The 25,302-nt window shown below is 57.9% G+C and carries 26 protein-coding genes; 16 read left to right on the top strand and 10 right to left on the bottom strand.

Annotation, left to right across the window (positions count from 1 at the left end; genetic code table 11):
• Positions 1–38: 38 nt before the first annotated feature.
• Positions 39–989: a transaldolase gene (tal, locus tag ACUTQW_RS12370; protein WP_004947767.1), complete on the bottom strand. Its 951-nt coding sequence runs from the start codon at positions 987–989 to the stop codon at positions 39–41.
• 273 nt (positions 990–1,262) lie between these two features.
• A complete protein-coding gene (locus ACUTQW_RS12365) occupies positions 1,263–1,856 on the bottom strand; it encodes a lytic polysaccharide monooxygenase (RefSeq protein ID WP_004947764.1) in 594 nt (197 codons plus the stop codon).
• Between the two features lie 406 nt (positions 1,857–2,262).
• Here ACUTQW_RS12365 and ACUTQW_RS12360 point away from each other — a divergent pair, with 406 nt between their 5' ends.
• Positions 2,263–3,204, top strand: coding sequence for a LysR family transcriptional regulator (locus ACUTQW_RS12360; RefSeq protein ID WP_004947759.1), 942 nt, complete (start codon positions 2,263–2,265; stop codon positions 3,202–3,204).
• 95 nt (positions 3,205–3,299) lie between these two features.
• On the opposite strand, the gene ACUTQW_RS12355 is transcribed toward ACUTQW_RS12360, so the two are convergent.
• Positions 3,300–4,799 carry a glycosyl hydrolase family 18 protein gene (locus ACUTQW_RS12355; protein WP_006327126.1) on the bottom strand — a complete coding sequence of 500 codons (1,500 nt, stop codon included), beginning with the start codon at positions 4,797–4,799 and terminating at the stop codon, positions 3,300–3,302.
• 297 nt (positions 4,800–5,096) lie between these two features.
• Between ACUTQW_RS12355 and ACUTQW_RS12350 the strand changes: the two genes are divergently transcribed.
• From ACUTQW_RS12350 to maeB, 5 genes are all read left to right on the top strand, one after another.
• On the top strand, positions 5,097–5,423 hold the full coding sequence (locus ACUTQW_RS12350) for a phage holin, lambda family (protein WP_020439541.1): 327 nt from the start codon (positions 5,097–5,099) through the stop codon (positions 5,421–5,423).
• Complete coding sequence (locus ACUTQW_RS12345) at positions 5,413–5,814, top strand: M15 family metallopeptidase (protein WP_004947751.1); 402 nt, start codon at positions 5,413–5,415, stop codon at positions 5,812–5,814. The genes ACUTQW_RS12350 and ACUTQW_RS12345 overlap by 11 nt, the downstream gene beginning before the upstream one ends.
• Positions 5,811–6,194, top strand: coding sequence for a DUF2570 family protein (locus ACUTQW_RS12340; RefSeq protein ID WP_004947747.1), 384 nt, complete (start codon positions 5,811–5,813; stop codon positions 6,192–6,194). Before ACUTQW_RS12345 ends, ACUTQW_RS12340 begins: the two co-directional genes overlap by 4 nt.
• Positions 6,175–6,348 (top strand): Rz1-like lysis system protein LysC, encoded by a 174-nt coding sequence (gene lysC, locus ACUTQW_RS12335; RefSeq protein WP_037431505.1) that lies wholly within the window; start codon positions 6,175–6,177, stop codon positions 6,346–6,348. Before ACUTQW_RS12340 ends, lysC begins: the two co-directional genes overlap by 20 nt.
• A 304-nt stretch (positions 6,349–6,652) precedes the next feature.
• Positions 6,653–8,932 (top strand): NADP-dependent oxaloacetate-decarboxylating malate dehydrogenase, encoded by a 2,280-nt coding sequence (gene maeB, locus ACUTQW_RS12330; protein ID WP_006327110.1) that lies wholly within the window; start codon positions 6,653–6,655, stop codon positions 8,930–8,932.
• 47 nt (positions 8,933–8,979) lie between these two features.
• Here maeB and mmuM read toward each other — a convergent pair whose 3' ends face one another.
• Positions 8,980–9,918, bottom strand: coding sequence for a homocysteine S-methyltransferase (gene mmuM / locus ACUTQW_RS12325; protein ID WP_006327108.1), 939 nt, complete (start codon positions 9,916–9,918; stop codon positions 8,980–8,982).
• Positions 9,908–11,317, bottom strand: a complete 1,410-nt coding sequence (gene mmuP, locus ACUTQW_RS12320; protein WP_004947736.1) for an S-methylmethionine permease — start codon at positions 11,315–11,317, stop codon at positions 9,908–9,910. Before mmuP ends, mmuM begins: the two co-directional genes overlap by 11 nt.
• A gap of 192 nt (positions 11,318–11,509) precedes the next feature.
• On the opposite strand from mmuP, the gene ACUTQW_RS12315 reads away from it, so the two are divergent.
• Positions 11,510–12,349 (top strand): ChaN family lipoprotein, encoded by an 840-nt coding sequence (locus ACUTQW_RS12315; RefSeq protein ID WP_006327103.1) that lies wholly within the window; start codon positions 11,510–11,512, stop codon positions 12,347–12,349.
• Positions 12,350–12,376: 27 nt separating this feature from the next.
• Here ACUTQW_RS12315 and ACUTQW_RS12310 read toward each other — a convergent pair whose 3' ends face one another.
• From ACUTQW_RS12310 to amiA, 3 genes are all read right to left on the bottom strand, one after another.
• Positions 12,377–12,832, bottom strand: a complete 456-nt coding sequence (locus ACUTQW_RS12310; RefSeq protein ID WP_037433442.1) for a YaiI/YqxD family protein — start codon at positions 12,830–12,832, stop codon at positions 12,377–12,379.
• Entirely contained in the window at positions 12,832–13,752 is a 921-nt protein-coding gene (gene hemF / locus ACUTQW_RS12305) for an oxygen-dependent coproporphyrinogen oxidase (protein ID WP_006327101.1), read from the bottom strand. Before hemF ends, ACUTQW_RS12310 begins: the two co-directional genes overlap by 1 nt.
• Before the next feature lie 62 nt (positions 13,753–13,814).
• A complete protein-coding gene (amiA, locus tag ACUTQW_RS12300; RefSeq protein WP_004947727.1) occupies positions 13,815–14,702 on the bottom strand; it encodes an N-acetylmuramoyl-L-alanine amidase AmiA in 888 nt (295 codons plus the stop codon).
• Between the two features lie 205 nt (positions 14,703–14,907).
• Between amiA and ACUTQW_RS12295 the strand changes: the two genes are divergently transcribed.
• A complete protein-coding gene (locus ACUTQW_RS12295) occupies positions 14,908–15,333 on the top strand; it encodes a GNAT family acetyltransferase (RefSeq protein WP_004947724.1) in 426 nt (141 codons plus the stop codon).
• Positions 15,334–15,373: 40 nt separating this feature from the next.
• On the opposite strand, the gene ACUTQW_RS12290 is transcribed toward ACUTQW_RS12295, so the two are convergent.
• Positions 15,374–15,766, bottom strand: a complete 393-nt coding sequence (locus tag ACUTQW_RS12290; RefSeq protein ID WP_004947721.1) for a YgiW/YdeI family stress tolerance OB fold protein — start codon at positions 15,764–15,766, stop codon at positions 15,374–15,376.
• Positions 15,767–15,937: 171 nt separating this feature from the next.
• Here ACUTQW_RS12290 and ACUTQW_RS12285 point away from each other — a divergent pair, with 171 nt between their 5' ends.
• From ACUTQW_RS12285 to cysM, 8 genes are all read left to right on the top strand, one after another.
• Entirely contained in the window at positions 15,938–16,402 is a 465-nt protein-coding gene (locus ACUTQW_RS12285) for a DUF2919 domain-containing protein (protein ID WP_004947720.1), read from the top strand.
• A gap of 130 nt (positions 16,403–16,532) precedes the next feature.
• Positions 16,533–17,117, top strand: a complete 585-nt coding sequence (locus tag ACUTQW_RS12280; RefSeq protein WP_037433439.1) for an RpoE-regulated lipoprotein — start codon at positions 16,533–16,535, stop codon at positions 17,115–17,117.
• Between the two features lie 202 nt (positions 17,118–17,319).
• The gene (locus tag ACUTQW_RS12275; protein WP_004947716.1) at positions 17,320–18,219 is read left to right on the top strand and encodes a Dyp-type peroxidase; all 900 of its coding nucleotides are present in this window, start codon (positions 17,320–17,322) and stop codon (positions 18,217–18,219) included.
• A 204-nt stretch (positions 18,220–18,423) separates the two neighbouring features.
• The gene (locus ACUTQW_RS12270; protein WP_004947713.1) at positions 18,424–19,446 is read left to right on the top strand and encodes a sulfate ABC transporter substrate-binding protein; all 1,023 of its coding nucleotides are present in this window, start codon (positions 18,424–18,426) and stop codon (positions 19,444–19,446) included.
• Positions 19,446–20,279, top strand: coding sequence for a sulfate/thiosulfate ABC transporter permease CysT (gene cysT / locus ACUTQW_RS12265; RefSeq protein WP_004947708.1), 834 nt, complete (start codon positions 19,446–19,448; stop codon positions 20,277–20,279). Before ACUTQW_RS12270 ends, cysT begins: the two co-directional genes overlap by 1 nt.
• On the top strand, positions 20,279–21,154 hold the full coding sequence (cysW, locus tag ACUTQW_RS12260) for a sulfate/thiosulfate ABC transporter permease CysW (RefSeq protein ID WP_037433436.1): 876 nt from the start codon (positions 20,279–20,281) through the stop codon (positions 21,152–21,154). The genes cysT and cysW overlap by 1 nt, the downstream gene beginning before the upstream one ends.
• A complete protein-coding gene (gene cysA / locus ACUTQW_RS12255) occupies positions 21,144–22,232 on the top strand; it encodes a sulfate/thiosulfate ABC transporter ATP-binding protein CysA (protein WP_004947703.1) in 1,089 nt (362 codons plus the stop codon). The genes cysW and cysA overlap by 11 nt, the downstream gene beginning before the upstream one ends.
• Positions 22,233–22,465: 233 nt before the next feature.
• A complete protein-coding gene (gene cysM, locus ACUTQW_RS12250) occupies positions 22,466–23,347 on the top strand; it encodes a cysteine synthase CysM (protein ID WP_004947698.1) in 882 nt (293 codons plus the stop codon).
• Positions 23,348–23,350: 3 nt separating this feature from the next.
• Here cysM and ACUTQW_RS12245 read toward each other — a convergent pair whose 3' ends face one another.
• Positions 23,351–25,300 (bottom strand): MacB family efflux pump subunit, encoded by a 1,950-nt coding sequence (locus tag ACUTQW_RS12245; protein WP_064799734.1) that lies wholly within the window; start codon positions 25,298–25,300, stop codon positions 23,351–23,353.
• Positions 25,301–25,302 lie beyond the last annotated feature (2 nt).

Here is a 25,302-nt window from a genome sequence, read left to right as displayed (position 1 = left end):
GAGTTGCTTACGAGAGGACATTCATAACTCCAAAATAATTACAGTTCAGCGGCCAGCATGTCTTCCAGCTTCTGCTGGTCGACGGCAAACAGACGGATGCCTTCGGCCAATTTCTCGACCGCCATGGCGTCTTGATTATGCAGCCAGCGGAATTCGGCTTCGGCAAGCGGGGCGGGCTGATAGAAACCTTCGGTGGACGGCGTCAGTTTACGCTCGACCGGTTGCTCGCTGTGCTTGAGCTGTTCCAGCAGGTTCGGCGCTATGGTCAGGCGATCGCAGCCGGCCAGGGCCAGGATCTGCTCTACCTTACGGAAGCTGGCACCCATGATCACCGTCTGGTAACGGTGCTGTTTGTAGTATTCATAAATGGTGCGCACCGATTTCACGCCCGGATCCTGCTCGGCGTCGTACTCGGCGGCAGGCTGCTTGGCCTGGTACCAGTCATAGATGCGGCCGACGAAAGGTGAAATCAGGAACACGCCGGCTTCGGCACAGGCGCGGGCCTGGGCGAAGGAGAACAGCAGCGTCAGATTGGTGTTGATGCCTTCTTTTTCCAGTTCCTCGGCGGCTTTGATGCCTTCCCAGGTTGAGGCCAGTTTGATCAGGATGCGGGACTTGTCGATGCCCTGTTCCTGGTACAGGCCAATCAGTTTGCGTGCTTTGGCTACGCACATGCCGCGATCGAACGACAAACGGGCATCGACTTCGGTGGAGATGCGGCCCGGCACGCTTTTCAGGATCTCGACGCCAATGTTGACCGCCAGTTTGTCGCCGGCGTTAATCAACTGGGTTTCCTTGCTGCCGCCCTGTTGGCGGGCATAGTTCAGCGCTTCGACGATCAGTGGCTTATATTGCGGCAGCGCCGCGGCTTTCAGGATCAGCGAAGGGTTGGTGGTGGCGTCCTGGGGTTCGAACTGGCGGATGGATTCAATATCGCCGCTGTCGGCCACAACCGTCGTCAGCTGTTTGAGTGCATCTAATTGGTTCATTTATACGCTCCTTGATCAGTGCCAAACATGTAGGAAATGAGAACCTTTTTCATCATAGGGTGAACACACTGCATCATAAGCCTGATGAATAAAATGCGCTTTTTCTGATTGTTGCGATGGATAAGAACAATGGATCCCGTTTCGAACCAGGCGGGCTGCGGGTTGCACCTGCGGCAATGCGGTTTTGGCGTGGGGGGAGACGGCGAGAAGAAGAGGGGGCAACGGCAATAAAAAAGGGTTCAGCCCGGCTGAACCCCAGGGGACTTCCTCCGATTATTTACTCAAATTCACGTCAATCGCCTGATAGAAGGCATTGGTGGTGTCTGCTACATCCCACACGGCGAGGATCACATGCGAACCGCTGCGGTCTGCCGGTATGTTGCACTGGTGGGTGACCTGCGCGGCTGGGATCGCGCCGCCGTCGTTGTATTGGCAGAACGGCGTCAGGTCAAAGGAAGCGCGGGTCAGCGGCTGCGACGCATCCCAGTTTGGCTTGGTAATGAAATAACGCCAGCCGGTGGTGCTGTGACGGGCGGTCAGCCTCCAGGTAAAGGAGTTGGCGCCGGTGTGCAGATTGATCTTGTTCCAGCGGGTTGGCGTTTGCTGGTCCAGCTCGAAGAAGGTGCTCTTGTCGGCGCTGGCGATATGGCCGTCCACCGGACCGTTTTGCGGGAAGCCTTTCAGTCCTTCGACGCTTTGCGGCTCGTATTGCACGCTGCCGCACTGGGTATTGAGCTGCAGTTTGCACTGGTAAGAACGGCTGGCCGGTGTTTCGACATAGCCGTGGGCGTTAGCCTGTTGGGATACGCCAAACAGGGCGGCGCTCAGCAAACCGAGGGACAGAAGGGTACGAGAAGTATTGTTCATAAGTCACTCCGGACAGAAGTTATATTGTAAGTTGAGTGTATTTTCGCCACTTAAATGAGAGGTCATTAACGAAATTAAAAAACATCATTATTGATGGCTTGTTTTATTTTTATCATTCGTGGCATGGATGGGGATGGAATGTTTTATAGGCTATTAACTAAAATTATTATGATGAATGTCTTTTATTCGTTGATTGAATTTATTTAAACGCTGCTGTCTAAAAACGCAGCATCATGATGAATTTTACTTAATGGATTGATGAATACTCTTTCAGATGACGCTCTCCGATATGGAGTATATTGCTTGTGGTTTTGTTTACTCTTGTTTGACTTGAACGTTTTTTACGCGCCAGTTGCCTGGGAATTTAGTGTCAATTTTTCTTATTTTATGTCAAAGAGGAATTAGTATGACTAGATTATCCCTGGATGCGATTAAAATAATCAGCACCATAAAAAGTACCGGCTCTTTCTCTATGGCGGCGGAGGCACTGCATAAAACGCCTTCGGCGATATCCTACCGGGTTTCCAATATTGAAAGTAAACTCTGCGTGAAACTATTTCATCGAAATGGCCCGATGATTACCCTAACGGATGAAGGGGAATTCCTGCTGCAAGAGGGCAGTTGGATTTTAAATGCGGTGCAGGATCTCGAGAGCCGTGTGAGGAATATCCCGAAACTCGATAATAATATCCGCATCGTCGTCGACAAGTTCTTTCCGTTGGAAACTATCACCCAGGATATACGTGACTATATTCAGCACAGCCCGAACGCCAACATTTCGGTGCAGCGGGAAGCGCTGAACGGCACCTGGGATGCGCTGAAGAACAACCGGGCGGATTTGATTATCGCCATCGGCCAGATCCCGGACAGCGTGCAGGCCAAGACGCTGATGCTCGGCAAGCTGAATTTCGTGCTGTGCGTTTCGCCTTCGCATCCCTTTGCGGCGCAGAAAAAGCCGGTGGATAAAAATCAGCGGTTGAATGACATCGTGGTGGTGATTGCCGACAGCAGCCACGAACTGCCAAAGCGCAACCACGGCACTATGCCGTTGCAGCGCCAATTGGTGGTTTGCGACGTCGAGAGCAAGCTGGCGTTGTTGAAGCGCGGTATCGGCCACGGTTTTTTGCCGCCTTCGCTGATCGAAAAAGAGCTGGCGAGCGGCGAGCTGGTGACGGTTCCCGTCGATATGCAAAAAGGTGACGAAATGATTTGGCTGGCCTGGCACCCGGCCAGCAAGGGGACAGGTTTTACCTGGTGGCATGAACGCCTGACGCGTAAAAGCGACGTTTTCAGCCTGATGGGGCGCGAAGTGATTCGCGATGGGGGTTATCCTTGGTGCAATAACTGAGGGCAGCGATACGCTAACGGCAAAGGAATGCGATCATTAAACGGTTAACAGAGTAAGAAACCCCGCAGCGCGAGCCACGGGGTTTTTTTATGTCGTTAAACTACGCGGCCCACTTTCAGCCAGGCGCTGTCGGAGCCTGGTACGGAAGTGATAAAGCCCCACTTGGTCTGCCAGACGTAGCCCTGATAAGACACCAGCGCGCCCTGTGGATAGGTGGTGCCCGCCACGTACGCCGGCGCGCTCATGATCGGCAGATTGCCGGGACCGACGCCGGTATAGCGCAGGCCGGTGCCCATATCCAACTGGCTGTCGTCATAGTCGGCAGCGTTGAAATAGCGGTCCAGCGAGGCCAGCAGATCGCCGTTGCGGTTGTCCTGCCCCAGGTGCCAGAACATCACGCCGCCCAGTTGCTGCTGCTTGATGTACTTCGCCTTGTACTTGAAGCTTTCGACGTCGTCATAGGTAACGAACAGGCCGTTGGCCGCGTGGTACAGGTACGGCGTTTTGGTCTTGTCGTTCCACAGGCGCTGATAGCCGTAGTTGCCGAGCAGCATCTGTTCCAGTTGGCGGTAAGAGGCGATGCGCGGGTCCTTGTCGCGGATGCACTCTTCGCAGCCCACCAGCCAGTAATCGGTACCCGGGAACGGATCTTCCCCCGGCGTGCTGTGGCTGCTGTATTGGCCGCCGTTGCTGCCGCTGACGCCCTTGAATGCACGGCCGTAGAACGGCACGCCCATGACGATCTTGCTGCTTGGCACGCCTTCCAGCATCAGGTGTTGCTGTACGGCGGCGTCCACCGTCAGGCTGAACGGGCTCGGGAAGGCGCGGGTCAGCTCTTCCCAGCTCCAGCCCAGATTGGCTTCGCGCAGCGCGTTATAGAAGGTTGGCCCGGCGCTGTCGCCAAACAGCGCAGCCTGGTGGTTGGTGATTTTTTCCCACGGACCGGCCAGATCGTAAGTCATCAGGTTGATGTAATCGAGCGAGGCGACGATCTGCGGCAGCTTGCTGTAGTAGCGCGACAGGAAGAACGCGCCGCCGGCGCCGGCAATGGTCAGTTGGTAAGGTAGCGCCTGGCGCCCGTCGGTCTGGGTCTGCTGATTCAGCAAAGCGCGTATCTCCTGCAGCGCGGCGACAAAACCGTCCACCTCGCTGCTCTGCGGGTATTCCCAGTCGATATCTACGCCGTCAAAGCCATAGTCTTTCATGATGCGTACGCAGGATTGCGCGAATTTGGTTCGCGCCGCCGGGGTTTTCACCGCATTCACGTAATTGGCGTGGGACACGCCCAAATCGTTGGAGTAATACCAGCCACCGATGGAGAACATGATGCGCAGGCTGGGGTTGTGCGCTTTCAGCGCGGTCAACCGACCGACCACGTCGCGTGCCTTGGCATCTATCGTTGCCGGATCCCAGGCGCACTCCAGATCGCTGTTAATGTCCAGGAACGAGAAGTTAATGTGGGTCAGCTGTTTGGCCTTGGCCGGCGTGATATTGGACACCGGGAAAGGCACGATTGAGGTATCGGTTTCGGTATAGTTATTAATTTGGTTGGTCGGAATAAAATAATAACCAATCACCGCTTTGCGTGCAGACATAGTATTTCTCCAGAGTTGAGGTTTTGTTATCGAGAGCGGTTCTCTCGCTGCTATTAAATGTTTATTTTCCTGACAAAGAAAAGTCGAAATAAATCACAGTAAAGATGAATTTTTCATTCGGTGTCGGCCATTATTCCAGAAGACTGTTGTGCCAGGGTTGAGCGTGAATGAATTTGACCATAGACGCTGTTTTTATTCATTTGCTTTGTTATAGCATCCTTAACTAGATTCTGACTGTACCGATATCCTGCCGGCCGTGATTGGCATTTAATTAAAATTAAAAATAGGAGAGTAGCTATGTCCAGCATAGAGCCAGACGCTATTGGCTTAATTATTCAGCGAGCATGTGAATACCTTCAGCCGGCAATGAATGCCATTTTGGCCGGCATTATGGCGCTTTTGCATGGCGCCTATCGCAACGTTGGGATGCGACGTCGGTTATTAAATGCAGGCATGTGCGCGTTATTGGCCTGGACGGTGCGTGATGCATTGGCGCTGGCAGGCCTGGAATTAAAATGGGCGAATCTTGCCAGCGTGCTGATTGGCTTTCTGGGCGCTGATTATATTAGCGCATTAATTAAAAAAATCATTGGCAAGAAGACGGGGTTAAAAAATGTTAAATGAAATTCAGGAAATGCGCTTTACCGCACGCAGTGAGGACAACTTAATTGGCGTGCATCCGGATCTGGTGCGGGTGATGCGGTTGGCGTTGAATTATTCGCTGGTGCCTTTTTCCATCAGCGAAGGGGTGCGCAGCATGGCGCGGCAGCGTGACATGCTGCGCACCGGCAAAAGCCAGACGCTGAGGAGCCGGCATCTGACCGGTCACGCGGTGGACGTGGTGGCGATGCCGGCGGGCGTGGTGTCCTGGGAGTGGGATTACTACGCGCAAATTGCCGTGGCGGTGCGCCGCGCGGCGCGTGAATGCGCAGTCAGCGTCGAGTGGGGCGGCGAGTGGCGCACGCTGAAGGACGGGCCGCATTTCCAGCTCTCTTTCAAGGATTACCCGGCATGAGCGGTTGGCTGAATAAGCTGATACAGGGCGGGTTGCTGCTGCTGTTGGCGGTGGCGATTTGCCTCGGCGGTTACAGCTCGCTGTTGTCGCACCGGCTGGCGCTGGCGCGGCAGCAGGCGGCCGAACAGCAAAAGACCTTGGCGCAGCAGGCCGGGCTGATTGCCACGCTGCAAACCCAGGATGCGCAGAACCGTGCGCTGATGGCCGCTCAGCAGCAACAGGAACAGCAGTTGCGCCGGCAAAGCGACGTTTACCAGAGGAAATACCGTGAAGCGATTAAAAATGATGCCTGCGCTGGGCAGCCTATGCCTGGCGCTGTGCTTGAGCTCCTGCGCCCAACCGCCGACGGTACCGACGCCCGTGGTGCTGCTGCCCCCTGAATCCGTATTTACGCCCTGCGAACAGCCCCTGTTGCCGGGCGACACCTGGGGCGATGCCGTCAGCTATACGCTGGCATTGCAGAGCGCGTTGCAAATTTGCGCGGGTCGGGTGGCGACGCTCAACGCCTGGCGAGCAAAACTGCCGTTGCCTTGACGGCGGTTTTGTTATTTCCCGTCCAGGGGGCCTGTTTTTTTGCTTTTATAAAACTATTTCGATCAAGGTTATGGCCCGCTTCAAAGTTTGTGACGTTTCTCTCACTATACTGGTCTAGCCTAAAAGCCTTACCTCAACATAAAAGCAAAAAGCATACAGACTGCTGACAAAGCTTGTTATTAGGGAGAGCGTGCCGAAGGGGTCGTAACGGCCTTGGCCGTCGGAGCGCCCCTCGGTGCGCTAGGCCCGGGTATCTCGAACTTAAAGACAACTTTGTCATCAACCTCAAGCAAAGGAACCCATAATGGACGAACAGCTCAAACAGAGTGCCCTTGATTTCCATCAGTTTCCGGTCCCAGGGAAGATCCAGGTCTCTCCAACCAAACCCCTGGCAACGCAACGCGATCTGGCGCTGGCCTATTCACCGGGCGTTGCTGCCCCTTGCCTGGAAATTGCTGCCGATCCGCTGGCGGCCTACAAATACACCGCCCGTGGTAACCTGGTCGCGGTGATTTCCAACGGCACGGCGGTACTGGGGTTGGGCAATATCGGCGCATTGGCCGGTAAGCCGGTAATGGAAGGCAAAGGCGTTCTGTTCAAGAAGTTTTCCGGTATCGATGTGTTCGATATCGAAGTGGATGAACTTAACCCGGACAAGCTGATCGACATCATCGCTTCCCTCGAGCCGACCTTTGGCGGCATCAACCTGGAAGACATCAAGGCGCCGGAGTGTTTCTACATCGAGCAAAAACTGCGCGAGCGCATGAAGATCCCGGTGTTCCATGACGATCAGCACGGCACCGCCATTATTACCACCGCCGCAGTGCTGAACGGCCTGCGGGTAGTGAAAAAGAATATCTCCGACGTGCGCCTGGTGGTGTCCGGCGCCGGTGCGGCGTCGATAGCCTGTCTGAACCTGTTGGTGGCGCTGGGGCTACGTCAGCAAAACATCACCGTTTGCGATTCCAAAGGGGTGATCTACAAGGGCCGCGACGCCAACATGGAGCAAACCAAGGCGGCCTATGCCATCGAAGATAACGGCCAGCGCACGCTGGGGGATGCGATCCCCAATGCCGATATTTTCCTCGGCTGTTCCGGCCCGGGCGTGCTGACCCAGGACATGGTGAAAACCATGGCCAGGGATCCGTTGATCATGGCGTTGGCCAACCCGGAACCGGAAATTCTGCCGCCGCTGGCGAAAGCCGTGCGGCCGGACGCCATTATCTGTACCGGCCGTTCCGACTACCCGAACCAGGTGAACAACGTGCTGTGCTTCCCGTTCATCTTCCGCGGGGCGCTGGACGTGGGCGCCACCACCATTAACGAAGAGATGAAGCTGGCCTGCGTGCATGCGATTGCCGATCTGGCGTTGGCGGAACAGAACGACGTGGTGGCTTCCGCCTATGGCGATCAGGACCTGTCGTTTGGCCCTGAATACATCATTCCAAAACCTTTCGACCCGCGCCTGATCGTTAAAATTGCCCCGGCGGTGGCCAGAGCGGCGATGGAATCCGGCGTGGCGACGCGTCCGATCGAAGACTTCGACGCCTACGTCGAGAAACTGTCCGAGTTCGTCTACAAAACCAACCTGTTCATGAAGCCGATCTTTGCCCTGGCGAAGAAAGAAATGAAGCGTGTGGTGTTGGCGGAAGGCGAAGAGGAAAGGGTGCTGCATGCGACCCAAGAGCTGGTGTCGCAGGGCCTGGCCTATCCGATCCTGGTCGGCCGCCCAAGCGTGATTGAAATGCGGTTGCAAAAACTCGGCCTGCAACTGACGCCGGGCAAAGATTTTGAAGTGGTGAACAACGAGTCCGACCCGCGTTTCAACGAATACTGGGGCGAGTATTACCAGATCATGAAGCGTCGCGGCGTTTCGCAAGAGCAGGCGCGCCGTGCGGTAATTGGCAACCCGACGCTGATTGCCGCCATCATGCTGCATCGCGGCGAGGCGGACGCGATGATCTGCGGCACCATCGGCAGCTACCATGAGCACTATGACGTCGTGAAAAACGTGTTCGGCTTCCGCGAAGGCGCGCACGTCGCCGGGGCGATGAATGCGCTGCTGCTGCCAAGCGGCAACACCTTTATTGCCGACACCTATGTCAACGACGATCCGACACCGGAACAGCTGGCGGAAATCACCCTGATGGCGGCGGAAACCGTGCGCCGCTTCGGCATTGAGCCGAAAGTCGCGCTGCTGTCCCACTCCAGCTTCGGTTCCTCCGACTGCCCGGCGGCGCGCAAAATGCGCAAAACGCTGGAGCTGGTGAACCAGATGGCACCGGAACTGGAGATTGACGGCGAGATGCACGGCGACGCTGCGCTGGTTGAGAGTATTCGTCACGATCTGATGCCGGACAGCCCGCTGAAAGGCGCGGCCAACGTGTTGATCATGCCGAATATGGAAGCGGCGCGCATCAGTTACAACCTGCTGCGCGTATCCTCTTCGGAAGGGGTGACCGTGGGGCCGGTGCTGATGGGGGTATCGAAACCGGTACACATTCTGACGCCAATCGCCTCGGTGCGCCGCATCGTCAACATGGTGGCGTTGGCGGTGGTGGAAGCGCAGACCGAACCGCTATAAGCCTTGAGTGACGACAAGCCCCCTGCGTCTGGCGCAGGGGGCTTTTTTTATGCCTTGCAGCGTGCGGCGATCTGGCGGATATCCTGTGGCGTAGTGCGGCAGCAGCCGCCAATCAGCCGGGCGCCGATGTTTTGCCATTCCCCAATCTGCTCGATCAGGCTGCCACTCTCGCCCCCACAGGCATGCCAGGTTTTGGTTACCGCGTCGTAATGCTCGCCGGAGTTCGGATAAACCAGCAGCGGTTTGTCGGTCAGTGTGGCCAACTGCCGCAACGCCGGGGTGACGTTTTCCAGCGCAATGCAGTTGATGCCAATCGCCAACACCTGCGGATTGCCGCGCAGTGCTGCCAGCACCTGCGTCAGCGGCGTACCGTCGCTGAGATGTTGGCTGTCGCGCAGGGTAAAGGCGAACCAGGCGCCGAGCGTCGGGAACTCCTGCAACAATGCCAGCAACGCTTGCAGCTCGCTGAACGACGGCAGCGTCTCGCAGGCCAGCAGATCGACCCCTGCCTCGGCCAGTGCGGCAATGCGTGGGCGATGGAAAGCGATCATCTCTTCTTGCGGCAACGAGTAATCGCCGCGGTATTCGGAACCGTCGGCGAGATAGGCGCCATACGGCCCCACAGAACCTGCGATCAACAAAGGTGCGGCCTGCGGATGCTGCGCCAGATAGTCGCTGCGCGCCTGTTGCGCCAGTTGCACGCTTTTGGCGATCAGCGCCAGCGATTGCTGTTGGTTCAGACCGCGGCGCAGGAAGCCCAGCGGCGTGGCCTGGTAACTGGCGGTGATGGCGCATTGCGCCCCGGCGTTGAAATAGTCGAGGTGAACCTGATAAATCAGCTCGGGATTTTCAATCAGCACTTTTGCCGACCACAGCGGATCGCTGAGGTCGCAGCCGCGCGCCTCCAGTTCGGTGGCCAGCGCACCGTCTAAAATCAGGGTGCGGTTAGCGGCCAATAAGGCGGCGACGGTATTGTTAACGGACATGATTCTCTCCCAACGAAGATTTTTGCCCGGCGCGGCGGGTCAGATAATAGACGACGTAGCACAGTGCGACAAACGGCAGCCCGCAGTAAAGCGCGATGCGCTGTGCCGGATCGAAAGCCAACCCTACGCAGGCCAGCAGGCACAGGGCAAAGCCGAGGATCGGCGTCAAGGGGTAACCCGGCGCACGGTATTTCAGGCCCTCGATCGGCTGACCGCTGCGCAGATAATGGCGACGGAAGGCGTAATGCGCCGCGCAGATGCTCAGCCAGACCGCCACCACCGCAAAGCCGGAAATGGCCGACAGGGCGACAAACACCGTGTCCGGCGCGATAACGCTGGTCAGCAGCGCCAGCACGCCGCCGAGCATGCTGAAGGTCAAGGCATTGACCGGGATGCCGCGTTTATTCACGCGTGAAAAATAGGCCGGCAGGGTGCGCTGATTGGCCAGCGACCACAACATGCGCCCCGAGGCGTACAGACCCGAATTGGCGGCCGACAAGATGGCGGTCAGGATCACGAAGTTAAAGATATCGGCGGCATAAGGTATGCCAATGCGTTCAAACACCAGCACGAACGGACTTTTCACAATCCCGGCCTGATCCATCGGGATCAGCGCCGCCAGAATAAATACCGTGCCGATAAAGAACAGCATCAGGCGGATCACCGTGGTGCGTATCGCCCAGGGCACCACTTTTTCCGGGTTTTCGGTTTCGCCGGCGGCAATGCCGATAAGCTCGGTGCCGGAGAAAGCGAAGTTCACCGCCACCATGGTCATCAGGATCGGCAGCGTTCCGTTCGGCAGCCAGCCGGAGGCGGTCAGGTTATGCAGGAAGGGCGCAGGCGTGCCGTCTTTCATCGGTAGCAGGCCGAACATCGCAGCACCGCCCAGAATGATAAAAGCCAGAATGGTGACGACCTTGATCAGCGAGAACCAGAATTCGCTTTCGGCAAAGAAGCGGGTAGTGATCACGTTGAGCAGGAAAATCGCCGCGCAGAAGATCAAACACCACAGCCACACCGGCGACTGCGGGAACCAGTACTGCATGCAAAAACCGGCGGCGGTCAGGCTGGAGCCCAGCGCCACCGTCCAGGTCAGCCAATACAGCCAGGCAACGGTATAGCCGGTAGCCGGGCCAAGATAACGTGAAGCATAGACGTGGAAAGCGCCGGTTTCCGGCATCGCGACGGCCAGTTCACCCAGGCACAGCATCACCAGATAAACCACCAATGCGCCGATCAGATAGGCCAGCAGGGTGCCCAGTGCGCCGGTAGTAGAAATGATATAGCCGGTGTTGAAGAACAGCCCGGTACCGATCACGCCACCCAGCGACAGCATCACCAGATGCCGGGCTTTCATGGTGCGTTTGAAGTGCCCTTCGGCGGGTTCAGGTGAGTGCATGATATTTCATCCGTATAGACGTCTAAGCAGCTAAATGGCTATTGGTTATACCCGTAATATTTCATGAAATCAATGTAAGACCAGGCGTCATAAACTAAAAAATAGTTAGCGGTGTCTCGGGGTGGGGGGATATCAATATGCAAATGATAATTATTATCTATAATGTCGCTACTTTTCTTGCAGGGTAATGTCATGAGATTACTTGTTTTACTGGCCACCTTGGTGCTCGGTGCCTGTAGCCAGGCCCCGGTTTCCGTACCGAAAAACACCCTTGACGGCCTGGGGAAAATTACCGATTTACACAGCGGCGAAACCCTGTCACCTGACCAGCTTCTTGCCCGTCTGGCCGCCCAGCCAAGGGTGATGGTCGGGGAAAAGCACGACAATCCCTATCATCATCAAATCGAACTGTGGCTGGTGCAAAACCTGCCGCAACGGCGGCCGCAGGGCAGCGTGCTGATGGAAATGCTTACCCCGAATCAGCAGGCCAACGTGGATAAGGTCAAGCAGGCACTGCGGGAGGATTCTGCCATGCGTGATGAGCGCGTGGCGCAGTGGATTGACTGGCAGAAAGGCTGGAAATGGTCGCTGTACGGCGAGGTGGTGATGGCGGCGATGCGAGCGCCGTATCCGCTTTGGTCGGCCAATCTGGATCGCGATGAAATCATGGCGTTTTACCGGCAGCCGGTGTTTCCGAAGGGGCAATGGTCGGTACGCCCGGCAGTGCAGAAGGCGCTGGAAGACACCATTCGCACTTCACACGGCGGAAAAATCGAACCCCAACAGCTGCACGCGATGCTGGCAATCCAGCAGCAGCGCGATCGGCGCATGGCCGAACGCCTGCTGGCTGCTCCAACGCCGGCACTGTTGATTGCCGGTGGTTATCACGCCTCAAAATGGGTGGGCGTGCCGCTGCATGTGCAGGATCTGCAACCGGGCGCGCAGCCGACGGTGTTGATGCTGGCGGAGCAGGGCGCGCAGGTTGATGGCCAGATGGCGGATTACCTGTGGGTCACGCCGCCGGTAAAATGACGGCGCCGCCAGCGGAAAGCGGCGCGGTTACTGCGCCCGCTTCGCCTGCTGCAGCCACTTGTCCAGCTCGTTGGCGAACTGCTGACGGTCGCGCTGGTTCAGGGTATTCGGGCCGCCGGTTTGGATCCCGCTGGAGCGCAGGGTATCCATAAAATCGCGCATGTTCAGGCGTTCGCGGATGGTGTCCGGCGTGTAGCATTCGCCGCGCGGGTTGAGGGCCACTGCGCCTTTTTCTATCACTTCGGCCGCCAGCGGAATATCGGCGGTGATCACCAGATCGCCTTTTTCGCAGCGGCGGACGATTTCGTTATCCGCCACGTCAAAACCGGCCGCCACCTGCAGGGTGTGGATGTGTTTTGACGGCGGCGTTCTCAGCGGTTGGTTGGCCACCAGCGTCACCGACATCGCGGTGCGCTCGGCGGCGCGGAACAGCACTTCTTTGATCACGTTCGGACAGGCGTCCGCATCGACCCAAATCTGCATTACTCAGGCTCCTTCAGCCAGTCGCGCACCGGCAGGAAATCACGGTACAACGCCGCCTCCGGGCTGCCCTCTGCCGGTTGATAGTTGTATTCCCAGCGCACCAGCGGCGGCATAGACATCAGAATGGATTCGGTGCGGCCACCGGTTTGCAGGCCGAACAATGTGCCCCGATCCCACACCAGGTTGAATTCGACATAGCGGCCGCGGCGATAGAGCTGGAACTGGCGTTCGTTGTCGCCCCAGCTCAGCGCTTTGCGTTTTTCCACGATCGGCAGGTAGGCATCGAGGAAACCTTCGCCCACCGCGCGGGTGAAAGCGAAGCTGCTGTCAAAGCCCGGCGCGTTGAGATCGTCAAAGAACAGGCCGCCGATGCCGCGCGCTTCGTTGCGGTGCTTGATAAAGAAGTAGTCGTCGCACCACTTTTTGTATTTGGGGTAGATCTCGTCACCGAAGGGCGCACACAGCCGCTCGGCGGTGCGGTGCCAGTGAACGGCGTCTTCTTCGAAACCGTAAAACGGCGTCAGATCAAAGCCGCCGCCAAACCACCATACAGGTTCTTCGCCCGGTTTTTCCGCAATGAAAAAACGCACGTTGGCGTGGCTGGTGGGGATATAAGGGCTGTGCGGGTGGATCACCAGCGACACGCCCATCGCCTGGAAGCTGCGGCCGGCCAGCTCGGGGCGGTGTGCGGTCGCGGAAGCGGGCAGGGTGGCGCCGGAGACGTGCGAAAAGTTCACGCCCGCCTGTTCAAACACCGAACCCTGGGTCAATACGCGGCTGCGGCCACCGCCACCTTCTTCGCGCGTCCAGCGGTCCTCGTTGAAAACGGCGCCGCCGTCGGCCTGGGCCAGTTGCGCGCAGATACTGTCCTGCAGCGACAGCAGGAAAGATTTTACTTCTGCGATGGTCGGTAAGCTCATACGGATAATTTACGCGTCTGACGAAACAAGGCGCAAAGTATACCCGTATTCGCTGCCGCTTATCAGCCGGTTTTTCGTTGGTGCGCGTCGTAGTAGCTGAAGAAACTGATCACGCCGTCGGCGATGGCGCGGGCGATTTTCTCGCGAAACGCGGTGGTGCCTAGCAGGCGTTCTTCCGCCGGGTTGGTGATGAATGAGGTTTCCACCAGCACCGAAGGAATGGACGGGGATTTGAGCACCGCAAACGCCGCCTGCTCGGTGCTGTCGCTGTGCAGGTGATGCACCGGGCGGATCTGGCCGAGCACGTGGCGGCCGAGCGTCAGGCTGTTGTTGATGGTATCGGTCTGCACCAGATCGAACAGCACCTGCTGCAGATAGTTATCCTGATTTTTATATTTGCCGCCGGCCACGTCATCGGCGGCGTTCTCGCGGTTGGAGAGATAGCGCGCCATGGCGCTGCTGGCACCGCGGTTGGACAGGGCGAACACCGAAGCGCCGGAGGCTTCGGGGCTGGTAAAACCGTCGGCGTGAATCGAAATAAACAGGTCGGCCTGATGCTGGTGGGCAATTTCGACCCGCTGGAACAGCGGGATAAACTCGTCTTCCTCCCGCGTCAGACGGGCTTCGACGTGATCGTGTTCATGCAGCATGCGCCGCACGTGGTTGGCGATCTCCAGCACCACGTGTTTCTCCTGCGAACCTTCGCTGCCGACCGCGCCGGAATCGATGCCGCCGTGGCCGGGATCGATCATCACCAGCCGTTTGCTGCCGGTCGGCTTTGCCGCAGGTTTGGCGTGCTGGTTGCGCAGCATGCCGCCGGACTCCGCTTTGGCCGGTTGGCTTTTGCAGCCGACCAGCGCCAGCGCCAGGCCGGAAAGCAGTAACTGACGTCGCGTGGGGGAGGTGGAGAGCGGTTTAAAATTGAGGAATTGTTTAACCTGCTTTTTCATAACGCGACGCTCCATCGATAAATTCTATTTTGCGACGTTATATCGTATTGATAATCATTAATCGAACGGTTAACTATGTCCATTTATTACGCCAGTTACCGCAGTTTTCTGCCTGATTGGCGTGGGAAATCGCAGTTTGATATTGCTTAAGTGAATAATCCCGCGATAATCAGATAAACACCTTAATTAACAGCGGCGAACATCGATGGAAATTCGCGTATTTCGACAAGACGACTTTGAAGAAGTCATTACCCTGTGGGAGCGCTGCGATCTGCTGCGGCCGTGGAACGATCCCGAGATGGATATTGAGCGCAAACTGAATCACGATCCGGATCTGTTTCTGGTGGCGGAAGTGGGCGGAGAAGTGGTCGGCTCGGTGATGGGCGGCTACGATGGCCACCGTGGTTCGGCGTATTACCTCGGCGTGCACCCGGATTATCGCGGGCGCGGCATCGCCAATGCGTTGATTAGCCGTCTGGAGAAAAAGTTGGTCGCGCGCGGTTGCCCGAAGATCCAGCTGATGGTGCGTGAAGACAACGACACGGTGATCGAGATGTACGAAAAACTCGGTTACGAAATCCAGAACATCACCAGCCTGGGTAAGCGGCTGATCGAAGATCAGGAATATTGAGTCAATAAGGCGGTGAATTTTCACCGCCCGTTGCTGAGCGTTACGGCAGCTTTTTGATGTTCTTCACATCGACTTCCACGCTGCTCCAGTCTTTATCCACTTTCCCTTCCAACTGCACTTTATCTTTCGGGGTGATGGTCTGGCCGTTCCAGCGCTTTTTGTCGATCTCCACCGTCAGGGTGCCGCTGGCGTCGCGGAAGGTATAGGTATCGTCGCCGACGCGCTGCTCGATGTTGCCCTGCAGCATCACCCAGGTGTCGTCGCTCATCGATTTCACCTTATCCACCGTAGTCAGTGCGGCGCTGGGGCCGGAGAAGCCGCCCTGCGGAGCGGTTTGCGTCTGGGGTGCGGAAGGGTCCAGGAATCCGCCTTGTTGTGCCAGAACCGGTGCGCTGCACAGCGCGATCAAAGCGGCCAGGGTATATTTTTTCATTTGAAGCTTCCTTATCTCAATCGAGAATCAAAGCCCTGCCAATCAGGACTGCTGTGTTGATGAAGCAAGTAAAACATAAAGATCTTAAGAGCTTCTTAAGCGGGCGCATTGAAAACAATCATTACGGCTCCCATTTGAAGAAGTAATGATAAAACAGGCAAGGAACCGACGTTGAAGCCACACCCACACCGATTTTCCCCCGACGATTACGATCATCACGGCGTGCTGCGTCTGCCGTTGTGGTTTTGGGGCGTACTGGTTTTGCAGGCCCGCACCTGGCTCCTGTTTGTGATGGCCGGCGTTTCGCAGCAACAGGGGGAAGGGCTGCTGCAACTGTTTTACCCGGATACCCAAAGATTTTGGTACGGCATCCTGCTGGGGTTGCCGGCCGCACTGGCATTTTTGATTGCCCCGCGCAGGCATCTGTGGCCAAGGTTGTGGCGAGCCTGGCGTTGGGTGCTCGGCGCCTCGGTGCTGGCGGCGCTGGGCGGCTCCCTGTTCAGCCTGTGGCAGCAGGACGGCAATCTGCCGGCGCTGGATGGGGTTTTAGCGCTGCTGGATGCTTTGGCACTGGCCTACCTGCTGTTGAACGCGCGGCTGAAGGCCTGTTTCACCGCACAGGAAGAGGTCGCTTAAATGCCGAACGCTGCGGCACTTTTCTCATTTTCCGCACTCCAATCTCGCAACCCATGGCGTCGCGAGGGCAGTTGTGAGAGGCTGGCACGCGGCCTGACTGAGCCATGCCTTTGATGTTAAGGAGCTATAAATGAATATTCGCCCACTGCTGTTAGGGCTCCCGCTGTTACTGACCGGCTGTTCGACGATGTCCAACTTCTCCTGGTCGAGCCTGTCACCGTTTAACTGGTTCGGCAGCAGCCTTGAGGTCAGCGCCAAGGGCGTTGGCGATCTCAACGCCGGCACCCCGATGTCGGAAAGCGCGATCAACGACGGGCTGAACGGCGATTATCGCCTGCGCGGCGGCATGGCCACAGACAAGGGCCAGATTGTTTCTTACTACCAGGCGATGGACGGCAATGACGTGAAGCTGGTGATCACCGGCGAGCCCAAGGGCAACGTACAGCGTGTGGCCGTGATGGACAGCAAAGTGGCAACCGAGTGGGGCAATAAGCTCGGCACGCCGTTCAGCGACATGTACGGCAAGGCGTTTGGCGCTTGCAAACCGGCCGACGGCGACGACGCGGGCAAGGTGGAGTGCGTGGCGGAGCAGAGCAAGTACGTCACCTACATCTTCAGCGGCAAATGGGCCGGCCCGCAGGACATCATCCCGCCGGACGACACGCTGAAAAGCTGGACGGTCAGCAAGATCATCTGGCACGCCAAACCGCAGTAAGCCTGACACAGTGTTCGGGGCGAATATATTCGCTCCGACCCTCACCGGGTGCAGCCGGCCACGCCGCAGCTTGAAAAGCGACGAGTAACCCTATTTTCTTTGCGTTCCGTTAAGGCAATCTTGCACGCATGCGTTATTATATCGCGCATTTGTAACAGGAAACCCAAGCCTGTTACCCGATCGCGATACTGAGGATAACGACATGACACAGGTTCAGAGCGGCATTTTGCTGGAGCACTGCCGTTTCGCCATTTTTATGGAAGCTACCGTACAGGGCGAATTCGCTGATTTGCGTCAGGGCTGCAAGCAGTTTTGCCAGCGGCTTATTGAGTTGCAGCAGCAGTTCCCGGATGCGCATTTGGGGGCGGTCATCGCCTTTGGCTACGACGTCTGGCACGATCTGTCCAGCGGCCAGGGGGCAAAAGAGCTGAAGCCGTTTACTCCACTGGGCAAAGGGCTGGCGCCGGCCACCCAGCGCGATTTGTTGATCCATATCCAATCCCTGCGTCATGACGTTAACTTCTCGCTGGCGCAGGCGGCGCTGGCCGCGTTCGGCAACGCCATCAAGATTGAAGAGGAAACCCACGGCTTCCGTTGGGTGGAAGAGCGCGATCTGAGCGGCTTTATCGACGGTACCGAAAACCCGCAGGGCGACCAACGCCCGGAAGTGGCGGTGATTGCCGAAGGCGAAGAAGATGCGGGCGGCAGCTACGTGCTGGTGCAGCGTTACGAACACAATCTGCGTCAGTGGCAGCGCTTCACCACCGAGCAACAAGAACAGATTATCGGCCGCACCAAGCACGACAGCGAAGAGCTGCCGTCGGATCAGCGGCCAGAGACGTCGCACGTCAGCCGGGTTGATCTGAAAGAAGACGGCAAGGGCCTGAAAATTCTGCGCCAAAGCCTGCCTTACGGCACCGCCAGCGGCAAGCATGGGCTCTATTTTATCGCCTACTGCGCGCGTCTGCATAATATCGAAAAACAACTGCTGAGCATGTTTGGCGATCTGGACGGCAAACGCGATGCGATGCTGCGCTTTAGCCGTGCGGTGACCGGCAGTTATTACTTTGCCCCTTCGTTGACGCGCCTGTTGTCACTTTGAGGCCCTCGTCGGGGTCGGCCATGTCGGCCCCGGTACGCTTTTCCCGCCCCAGCGAAACCGCTCCGCTCCTGCCTTATAGCGTTTGATGCTTGAAAATCACTAAACGGTATATAAAAGCGTTACAGCTCCGCGCCTAGTTATAAATACACTGGTCATCAATAAGGCGAAAGCCTGAAAGATTGACTCAGTGAGCTAAGGTGCAGAATGAAACAAATCCGGGTTAAAAATATCGTGCTGAAAGGATGGTTGGCAGCGGCTCTGTTAGCCAGCGGCACCGTCTCGGCAACTGAATTGCTGAACAGCTCTTATGACGTTTCCCGTGAATTGTTTTCCGCACTGAACCCTGGCTTTGAACAGCAGTGGAACCAGCAGCATCCGGGCGACAAGCTGACCATCAAGCAGTCCCACGCCGGTTCTTCCAAGCAGGCGCTGGCTATCCTGCAAGGGTTACGCGCCGACGTGGTGACTTACAACCAGGTGACCGACGTGCAAATCCTGCATGAACGCGGCCAACTGATCCCGGCCGACTGGCAGGCCCGTTTACCGAACAACAGCTCACCGTTCTATTCCACCATGGCTTTCCTGGTGCGCAAGGACAACCCAAAAGGTATCCACAGTTGGAACGATCTGGTCCGTGACGACGTGAAGCTGGTGTTCCCGAACCCGAAAACCTCCGGCAATGGCCGTTACACCTATTTGGCCGCCTGGGGTGCCGCCAGCCAGGCCGACGGCAACGATCAGGCCAAAACCCGCGCCTTCATGACCCGTTTCCTGAAAAACGTGCTGGTGTTTGACACCGGCGGCCGCGGCGCGACCACCTCCTTTGTGGAACGTGGCTTGGGCGACGTGCTGATCAGCTTTGAGTCGGAAGTAAACAACATCCGCAAGCAGTACGGTGAAGACAAATACCAGGTCATAGTACCGCCGGTCGATATTCTGGCGGAGTTCCCGGTGGCCTGGGTGGACAAAAACGTGGAAAAGAACGGCACTGAACAGGCAGCCAAAGACTACCTCAATTATCTCTACAGCCCGGCGGCCCAACAGGTGATCACCAGCTTCTACTATCGCGTTTACGACAAAAAGGCGATGGAAGCGGCGAAGAGCCAGTTCCCGGACACCAAGTTGTTCCGGGTGGAAGATCAGTTTGGCGGCTGGCCGCAGGTGATGAAAACGCATTTCTCCACCGGCGGCGAGTTGGATCAACTGTTAGCGGCAGGGCATAAGTAATGTTGTCGTTGTCCAGTAAACGGGTTTTGCCCGGATTCGGCCTCAGCCTGGGGAGCAGCCTGTTTTACACCTGCCTGGTTTTGTTGCTGCCGCTCAGCGCGCTGGTCATGCAATTGGCGCAGATGAGCCTGGCGCAATACTGGGAAGTGATTTCCAATCCGCAGGTGGTGGCGGCCTATAAGGTGACGCTGCTGTCGGCGGGCGTCGCCAGCCTGTTTAACGCGGTGTTCGGCATGCTGATGGCCTGGATCCTGACCCGCTACCGTTTTCCCGGCCGTACGCTGTTGGACGGCCTGATCGATCTGCCGTTCGCGCTGCCGACGGCGGTGGCCGGCCTGACGCTGGCGGGGCTGTTCTCCACCACCGGTTGGTATGGCCAATGGCTGGCGCATTTCGACATCAAGGTGACCTTTACCTGGCTTGGGATCGCGGTGGCGATGGCGTTTACCAGCCTGCCGTTCGTGGTGCGCACCGTTCAACCGGTGCTGGAAGAGCTAGGGCCGGAATATGAAGAAGCGGCCGAAACCCTGGGCGCTACCCGCTGGCAGAGTTTCCGCCGCGTGGTGATCCCTGAGCTTGCGCCGGCGCTGCTGGCCGGCACGGCGATTTCCTTTACCCGTAGCCTGGGGGAGTTTGGCGCGGTGATCTTTATCGCCGGCAATATCGCCTGGAAGACCGAAGTGACGTCGCTGATGATTTTTGTGCGTTTGCAGGAGTTCGACTATCCGGCGGCCAGCGCGATTGCTTCGGTGATCCTGGCGGCGTCGCTGCTGTTGCTGTTTAGCATTAACGTTCTGCAGAGCCGCTTCGGCCGACGCATCGGGGGGCACTGATGGCTGATATCTCTGAGTTCAATGGCGTCGAACGCCCACGCGTCAACTGGGGCAAATGGACGCTGATCGGCATCGGCGTGCTGTTCTCGGTGCTGCTGTTGGTGGTGCCGATAATGTCGATTTTCGCCGAGGCCTTTTCCAAAGGCGTTGGCGAGATGTGGAGTAACCTGGTCGATCGCGACATGCTGCACGCCATCTGGCTGACGGTGTTGATCGCGTTGATCACCGTGCCGTTCAACCTGATTTTCGGCACGCTGCTGGCGTGGCTGGTGACGCGTTTCACCTTCCCGGGCCGCCAGTTGCTGCTGACGTTGGTCGACATTCCGTTCGCCGTTTCACCGGTGGTGGCGGGGCTGATTTATCTGCTGTTTTACGGCAGCAATGGCCTGTTGGGCGGTTGGCTGGATGCACACAATATCCAGGTGATGTTCTCCTGGCCGGGCATGGTGCTGGTGACCATTTTCGTGACCTGTCCGTTCGTGGTGCGCGAACTGGTGCCGATGATGCTCAGCCAGGGCAGCCAGGAAGACGAGGCCGCCATTTTGCTGGGTGCATCCGGCTGGCAGATGTTCCGCCGCGTCACGCTGCCTAACATCCGCTGGGCGTTGTTGTACGGCGTGGTGCTGACCAACGCGCGCGCCATCGGCGAGTTCGGTGCGGTGTCTGTGGTGTCCGGTTCTATTCGCGGCGAAACCTTCAGCCTGCCGCTGCAGGTGGAGTTGCTGCAACAGGATTACAACACCGTCGGCTCCTTTACCGCCGCCGGGTTGCTGACCCTGATGGCGATCATTACCTTATTTTTGAAGAGTGGCCTGCAATGGCGTCTGGAACGCCAAAATGCGCGCCTCGAGCGGGAGGAAAATCATGAGCATTGAGATTAGCGGTATCAACAAATTTTTCGGTCGTACCAAGGTATTGAACGATATCTCGCTCGATATTTCCTCCGGTGAGATGGTGGCGCTGCTGGGGCCTTCTGGCTCCGGGAAAACCACGCTGCTGCGCATTATCGCCGGGCTGGAAAACCAGAGCGGCGGCAAGCTGGGCTTCCACGGCACCGACGTCAGCCATGTGCATGCACGCGATCGCCGCGTGGGCTTTGTGTTCCAGCATTACGCGCTGTTCCGCCATATGACGGTGTTCGACAATATCGCCTTTGGTCTGAGCGTGCTGCCGCGTCGTGAGCGCCCGAACGCTGCGGCGATTAAACAGAAAGTGACCCAACTGCTGGAAATGGTGCAGCTTGGTCATTTGGCCAACCGTTACCCATCACAACTTTCCGGCGGTCAGAAGCAGCGTGTGGCGTTGGCGCGTGCGCTGGCGGTAGAGCCGCAAATTCTGCTGCTGGACGAACCCTTCGGCGCGCTGGACGCGCAGGTGCGCAAAGAACTGCGCCGCTGGCTGCGTCAGTTGCACGAAGAGCTGAAATTCACCAGCGTGTTCGTGACCCACGATCAGGAAGAGGCGATGGAAGTGGCCGATCGCATCGTGGTGATGAGCCAGGGCAATATTGAACAGGTGGGTTCACCGAACGAAATCATGCGTGAACCGGCCAGCCGCTTTGTGTTGGAGTTCATGGGCGAAGTGAACCGCCTGAGTGGCGAAATCCGCGGTTCGCAGCTGTTTGTCGGCGCGCACCAGTGGCCGCTGTCATTCCAGCCGATGCATCAGGGCAGTGTCGATCTGTTCCTGCGGCCGTGGGAAATGGAAGTGGGAACCGAGAGCAGCGAGCGCTGCCCATTGCCGGTGCAGGTGCTGGAAGCCAGCCCGCGCGGCCACTTCTGGCAGTTGACCGTACAGCCGATCGGCTGGCATCAAGAGCCGATCAGCGTGGTGCTGCCAGAGGGCAACCAACCCCCGGTGCGCGGCGGCCGTTACTATGTTGGCAGCCTGAATGCGCGTCTGTACGCCGGCGATCAACTGCTACAACCTGTTGCGTTAGCCAAAAGCGCCTGATAGTTTTTAGCGGCCAATATTATTTTAAAGGCAACCCCAGGGTTGCCTGAGGTTGATGACAAAGTTGTTTTTGAGTCTGAGATACCCGGGCCTAGCGCACCGAGGGGCACTCCGGCGGCAAGCCGCTACGACCCCTTCGGCACGCTCTCCCTAATAATCGGCTTTGTCAGCAGTCTGAGGCAACCCCAGGGTTGCCTTTTTACATTACGCACTCCAACACACAGGCAAAGATCGTGACAACGCTCGAACAATGCATCGGCAATACCCCGCTGGTAAAAGTACAACGTCTGGCCGCAGGACTGGGCAGCGAGGTTTGGCTCAAACTGGAAGGCAACAACCCGGCGGGTTCGGTAAAGGATCGCGCCGCGCTGGCGATGATCCAACAGGCGGAACTGCGCGGCGAAATACAACCCGGCGACAAGCTGATCGAAGCCACCAGCGGCAACACCGGCATTGCGCTGGCCATGATCGCCGCGCTGAAAGGCTATTCCCTTAAACTGTTGATGCCGGAAAACATGAGCCAGGAGCGCCAGGCGGCGATGCGTGCCTATGGTGCAGAGCTGATTCTGGTCAGCCGTGAACTGGGGATGGAAGGCGCGCGCGATCTGGCGCTGGAAATGCAGCGTGAAGGGCAGGGCAAGGTGCTGGATCAATTCAATAATCTGGATAACCCTTACGCCCATTTCACCACCACCGGCCCGGAAATCTGGCAACAGACCCAGCAGCGCATTACGCACTTCGTCTCCAGCATGGGCACCACCGGCACCATTACCGGCGTAGGCGGTTACCTCAAGAGCCAAAATCCGCAGGTGCAAATTATTGGCCTGCAGCCGGCGGAAGGCAGCAGCATCCCCGGCATCCGCCGTTGGTCACCGGCTTATCTGCCGGGCATATTCCGCCCGGAGCTGGTGGATCAGGTTCTGGATATCCAGCAAACCGATGCCGAGCAGACCATGCGCCAGTTGGCTCAACGCGAAGGCATTTTCTGCGGCGTCAGTTCCGGCGGCGCGGTGGCCGGCGCATTACGCATTGCTGCGGCGAACCCAGGCAGCGTGATTGTGGCGATTATCTGCGATCGCGGCGATCGTTATCTTTCCACCGGCGTTTTTGACTGAAGGTTATTCCCTTTCCAACGCATGTATCGGATCCATCCCGGCGGCGCGTTTCGCCGGGAAAAAGCCGAAAATCACCCCGATCAGCGTCGAACAGACAAACGCGGCGACGATCGAGGCTCCGGAATAGATCATGGTGAAGTTACTGCTGAATTGGCTGAACAGCACGCCGATCCCCAGCGACAGCAGCACCCCCAATGCGCCGCCCAGCAAGCACACCAGTACCGCCTCGATTAAAAACTGTTGCATGATATCCCCGGCGCGAGCGCCTACCGCCATGCGCACGCCGATTTCGCGCGTGCGCTCGGTGACCGACACCAGCATGATATTCATCACCCCAATGCCGCCCACCACCAGCGAGATCAGCGCGATCATCGACACCAACAGCGTCAGGGTGGCCGTGGTTTTCTCAATGGTTTGGCGGATGCTGTCGGTGTTCATGACGAAGAAATCCTTGGTGCCGTGGCGTTGGCTCAGCAAACGGGTGACGCCGTCTTCGGCGCTGCCGAGATCGACATCGTCGTTGACCCGCACGGTGATGCTCTTCAGGTAACTTTGGCCCAGCATGCGTTTCATGACGGTGGTGTAGGGGATCCAGACGTTCAGGTTTTCATCGCTGCCGAAGCCGCTCTGTTTTTTGGCGGCCACGCCGATAATCCGGCACGGCAGCGAACCGAGCAGGATCACTTCGCCGATCGGGTTGGCCCCGTTGGGGAACAGCTTATTGCGGGTATTCTCGTCGATCACCGCTTCCTGCATCAGGTTGTCGACGCTGTGACGGTTAAACGCCATGCCGCTGTCGATGCTGTAGCCGCGCACCAGAAAATATTGCTCGCCTACGCCATTGACCGTACCGCTGACCGACTGATTGCCATAGCGAAAAGTGGTGCTGCTGGACAGCGTCGGCGTCACGCTGTGGACGTATCCCTGCTGTGCCAGCGCGTCGGCGTCGGTGGCGCGCAGCGTCTGGATCGCCGCAGAGCGCATATCGCCGAAATCCTTGCCCGGGTAGATTTCCAGCGTGCTGGTGCCCATGGCATTGATGTTCGCCAGCACCTGTTGCTGCGAACCTTTGCCCAGCGCCACCACCGATACCACCGAAGCGATGCCGATGATAATGCCGAGCATGGTCAGCAGAGTACGCAGGCGTTGTGACGCCATCGCCAACACCGCCATTTTGAAGGCTTCGTAAAAGCGGTCGCGCTGCGATTGCCAACGGCTGCCGACGCTCTCCGGCGCCTTCGGCAGCAGTGCGCTGGTCTGGGCGGTTTTTTGCCGATCGGCGACAACTTCGCCGTCGCGCAGCTCAATGATGCGCTGTGCATGTTCGGCGATCTGCATGTCATGGGTGACGATCACCACCGTGTGGCCACGTGCATGCAGGCCTTTCAGAATGTTGAGCACTTCTTGTCCGCTGTGGCTGTCCAGCGCGCCGGTCGGTTCGTCCGCCAGGATCACTTCCCCGCCGTTCATCAGCGCCCGGGCGATACTGACGCGTTGCTGCTGGCCGCCGGAGAGCTGGCTGGGTCGGTAGTTCAGACGGTCCGCCAGCCCGAGCCGCTGCAACAGATCGGCGGCACGCTGGCGGCGTGCGGCGCGCTGACGCCCGGCGTAGACCGCCGGCACCTCGACGTTGTCTTGCGCGGTGAGTTCCGCCAGCAGGTGGTAGCGCTGGAAGATAAAACCGAAATGCTCGCGGCGCAGTTCGGCCAGGCTGTCGCGATCCAACCGCTCGGTACTGCGTCCGGCAACCTGGTAATCCCCTTCGCTGGGGCGATCCAGGCAGCCAAGAAGGTTCATCAGCGTCGATTTACCGGAGCCTGAAGCACCGACGATCGCCACCATTTCGCCCTGGCCGATGGTGAGATTGATATTGTTCAGCACCGTCACGCGTTGTTCGCCGGCCTGAAAATGGCGGCTGATGCCGCGCAGTTGCAGCAGAGGTGTTGGGTTCATCA

This window comes from Serratia sp. TSA_7 (assembly GCF_052692135.1).
The sequence above is the reverse complement of the archived record's forward strand: the minus strand, read 5'-3'. Positions and strand labels throughout refer to the sequence as shown.

Excerpts from the sequence above, each read along its gene's own strand:
- tal (WP_004947767.1), bottom strand. The coding sequence starts at position 989 with ATGAACCAATTAGATGCACTCAAACAGCTGACGACGGTTGTGGCCGAC.
- ACUTQW_RS12365 (WP_004947764.1), bottom strand. The coding sequence starts at position 1,856 with ATGAACAATACTTCTCGTACCCTTCTGTCCCTCGGTTTGCTGAGCGCC.
- ACUTQW_RS12360 (WP_004947759.1), top strand. The coding sequence starts at position 2,263 with ATGACTAGATTATCCCTGGATGCGATTAAAATAATCAGCACCATAAAA.
- ACUTQW_RS12355 (WP_006327126.1), bottom strand. The coding sequence starts at position 4,799 with ATGTCTGCACGCAAAGCGGTGATTGGTTATTATTTTATTCCGACCAAC.
- ACUTQW_RS12350 (WP_020439541.1), top strand. The coding sequence starts at position 5,097 with ATGTCCAGCATAGAGCCAGACGCTATTGGCTTAATTATTCAGCGAGCA.
- ACUTQW_RS12345 (WP_004947751.1), top strand. The coding sequence starts at position 5,413 with ATGTTAAATGAAATTCAGGAAATGCGCTTTACCGCACGCAGTGAGGAC.
- ACUTQW_RS12340 (WP_004947747.1), top strand. The coding sequence starts at position 5,811 with ATGAGCGGTTGGCTGAATAAGCTGATACAGGGCGGGTTGCTGCTGCTG.
- maeB (WP_006327110.1), top strand. The coding sequence starts at position 6,653 with ATGGACGAACAGCTCAAACAGAGTGCCCTTGATTTCCATCAGTTTCCG.
- mmuM (WP_006327108.1), bottom strand. The coding sequence starts at position 9,918 with ATGTCCGTTAACAATACCGTCGCCGCCTTATTGGCCGCTAACCGCACC.
- mmuP (WP_004947736.1), bottom strand. The coding sequence starts at position 11,317 with ATGCACTCACCTGAACCCGCCGAAGGGCACTTCAAACGCACCATGAAA.
- ACUTQW_RS12315 (WP_006327103.1), top strand. The coding sequence starts at position 11,510 with ATGAGATTACTTGTTTTACTGGCCACCTTGGTGCTCGGTGCCTGTAGC.
- ACUTQW_RS12310 (WP_037433442.1), bottom strand. The coding sequence starts at position 12,832 with ATGCAGATTTGGGTCGATGCGGACGCCTGTCCGAACGTGATCAAAGAA.
- hemF (WP_006327101.1), bottom strand. The coding sequence starts at position 13,752 with ATGAGCTTACCGACCATCGCAGAAGTAAAATCTTTCCTGCTGTCGCTG.
- amiA (WP_004947727.1), bottom strand. The coding sequence starts at position 14,702 with ATGAAAAAGCAGGTTAAACAATTCCTCAATTTTAAACCGCTCTCCACC.
- ACUTQW_RS12295 (WP_004947724.1), top strand. The coding sequence starts at position 14,908 with ATGGAAATTCGCGTATTTCGACAAGACGACTTTGAAGAAGTCATTACC.
- ACUTQW_RS12290 (WP_004947721.1), bottom strand. The coding sequence starts at position 15,766 with ATGAAAAAATATACCCTGGCCGCTTTGATCGCGCTGTGCAGCGCACCG.
- ACUTQW_RS12280 (WP_037433439.1), top strand. The coding sequence starts at position 16,533 with ATGAATATTCGCCCACTGCTGTTAGGGCTCCCGCTGTTACTGACCGGC.
- ACUTQW_RS12275 (WP_004947716.1), top strand. The coding sequence starts at position 17,320 with ATGACACAGGTTCAGAGCGGCATTTTGCTGGAGCACTGCCGTTTCGCC.
- ACUTQW_RS12270 (WP_004947713.1), top strand. The coding sequence starts at position 18,424 with ATGAAACAAATCCGGGTTAAAAATATCGTGCTGAAAGGATGGTTGGCA.
- cysT (WP_004947708.1), top strand. The coding sequence starts at position 19,446 with ATGTTGTCGTTGTCCAGTAAACGGGTTTTGCCCGGATTCGGCCTCAGC.
- cysW (WP_037433436.1), top strand. The coding sequence starts at position 20,279 with ATGGCTGATATCTCTGAGTTCAATGGCGTCGAACGCCCACGCGTCAAC.
- cysA (WP_004947703.1), top strand. The coding sequence starts at position 21,144 with ATGAGCATTGAGATTAGCGGTATCAACAAATTTTTCGGTCGTACCAAG.
- ACUTQW_RS12245 (WP_064799734.1), bottom strand. The coding sequence starts at position 25,300 with ATGAACCCAACACCTCTGCTGCAACTGCGCGGCATCAGCCGCCATTTT.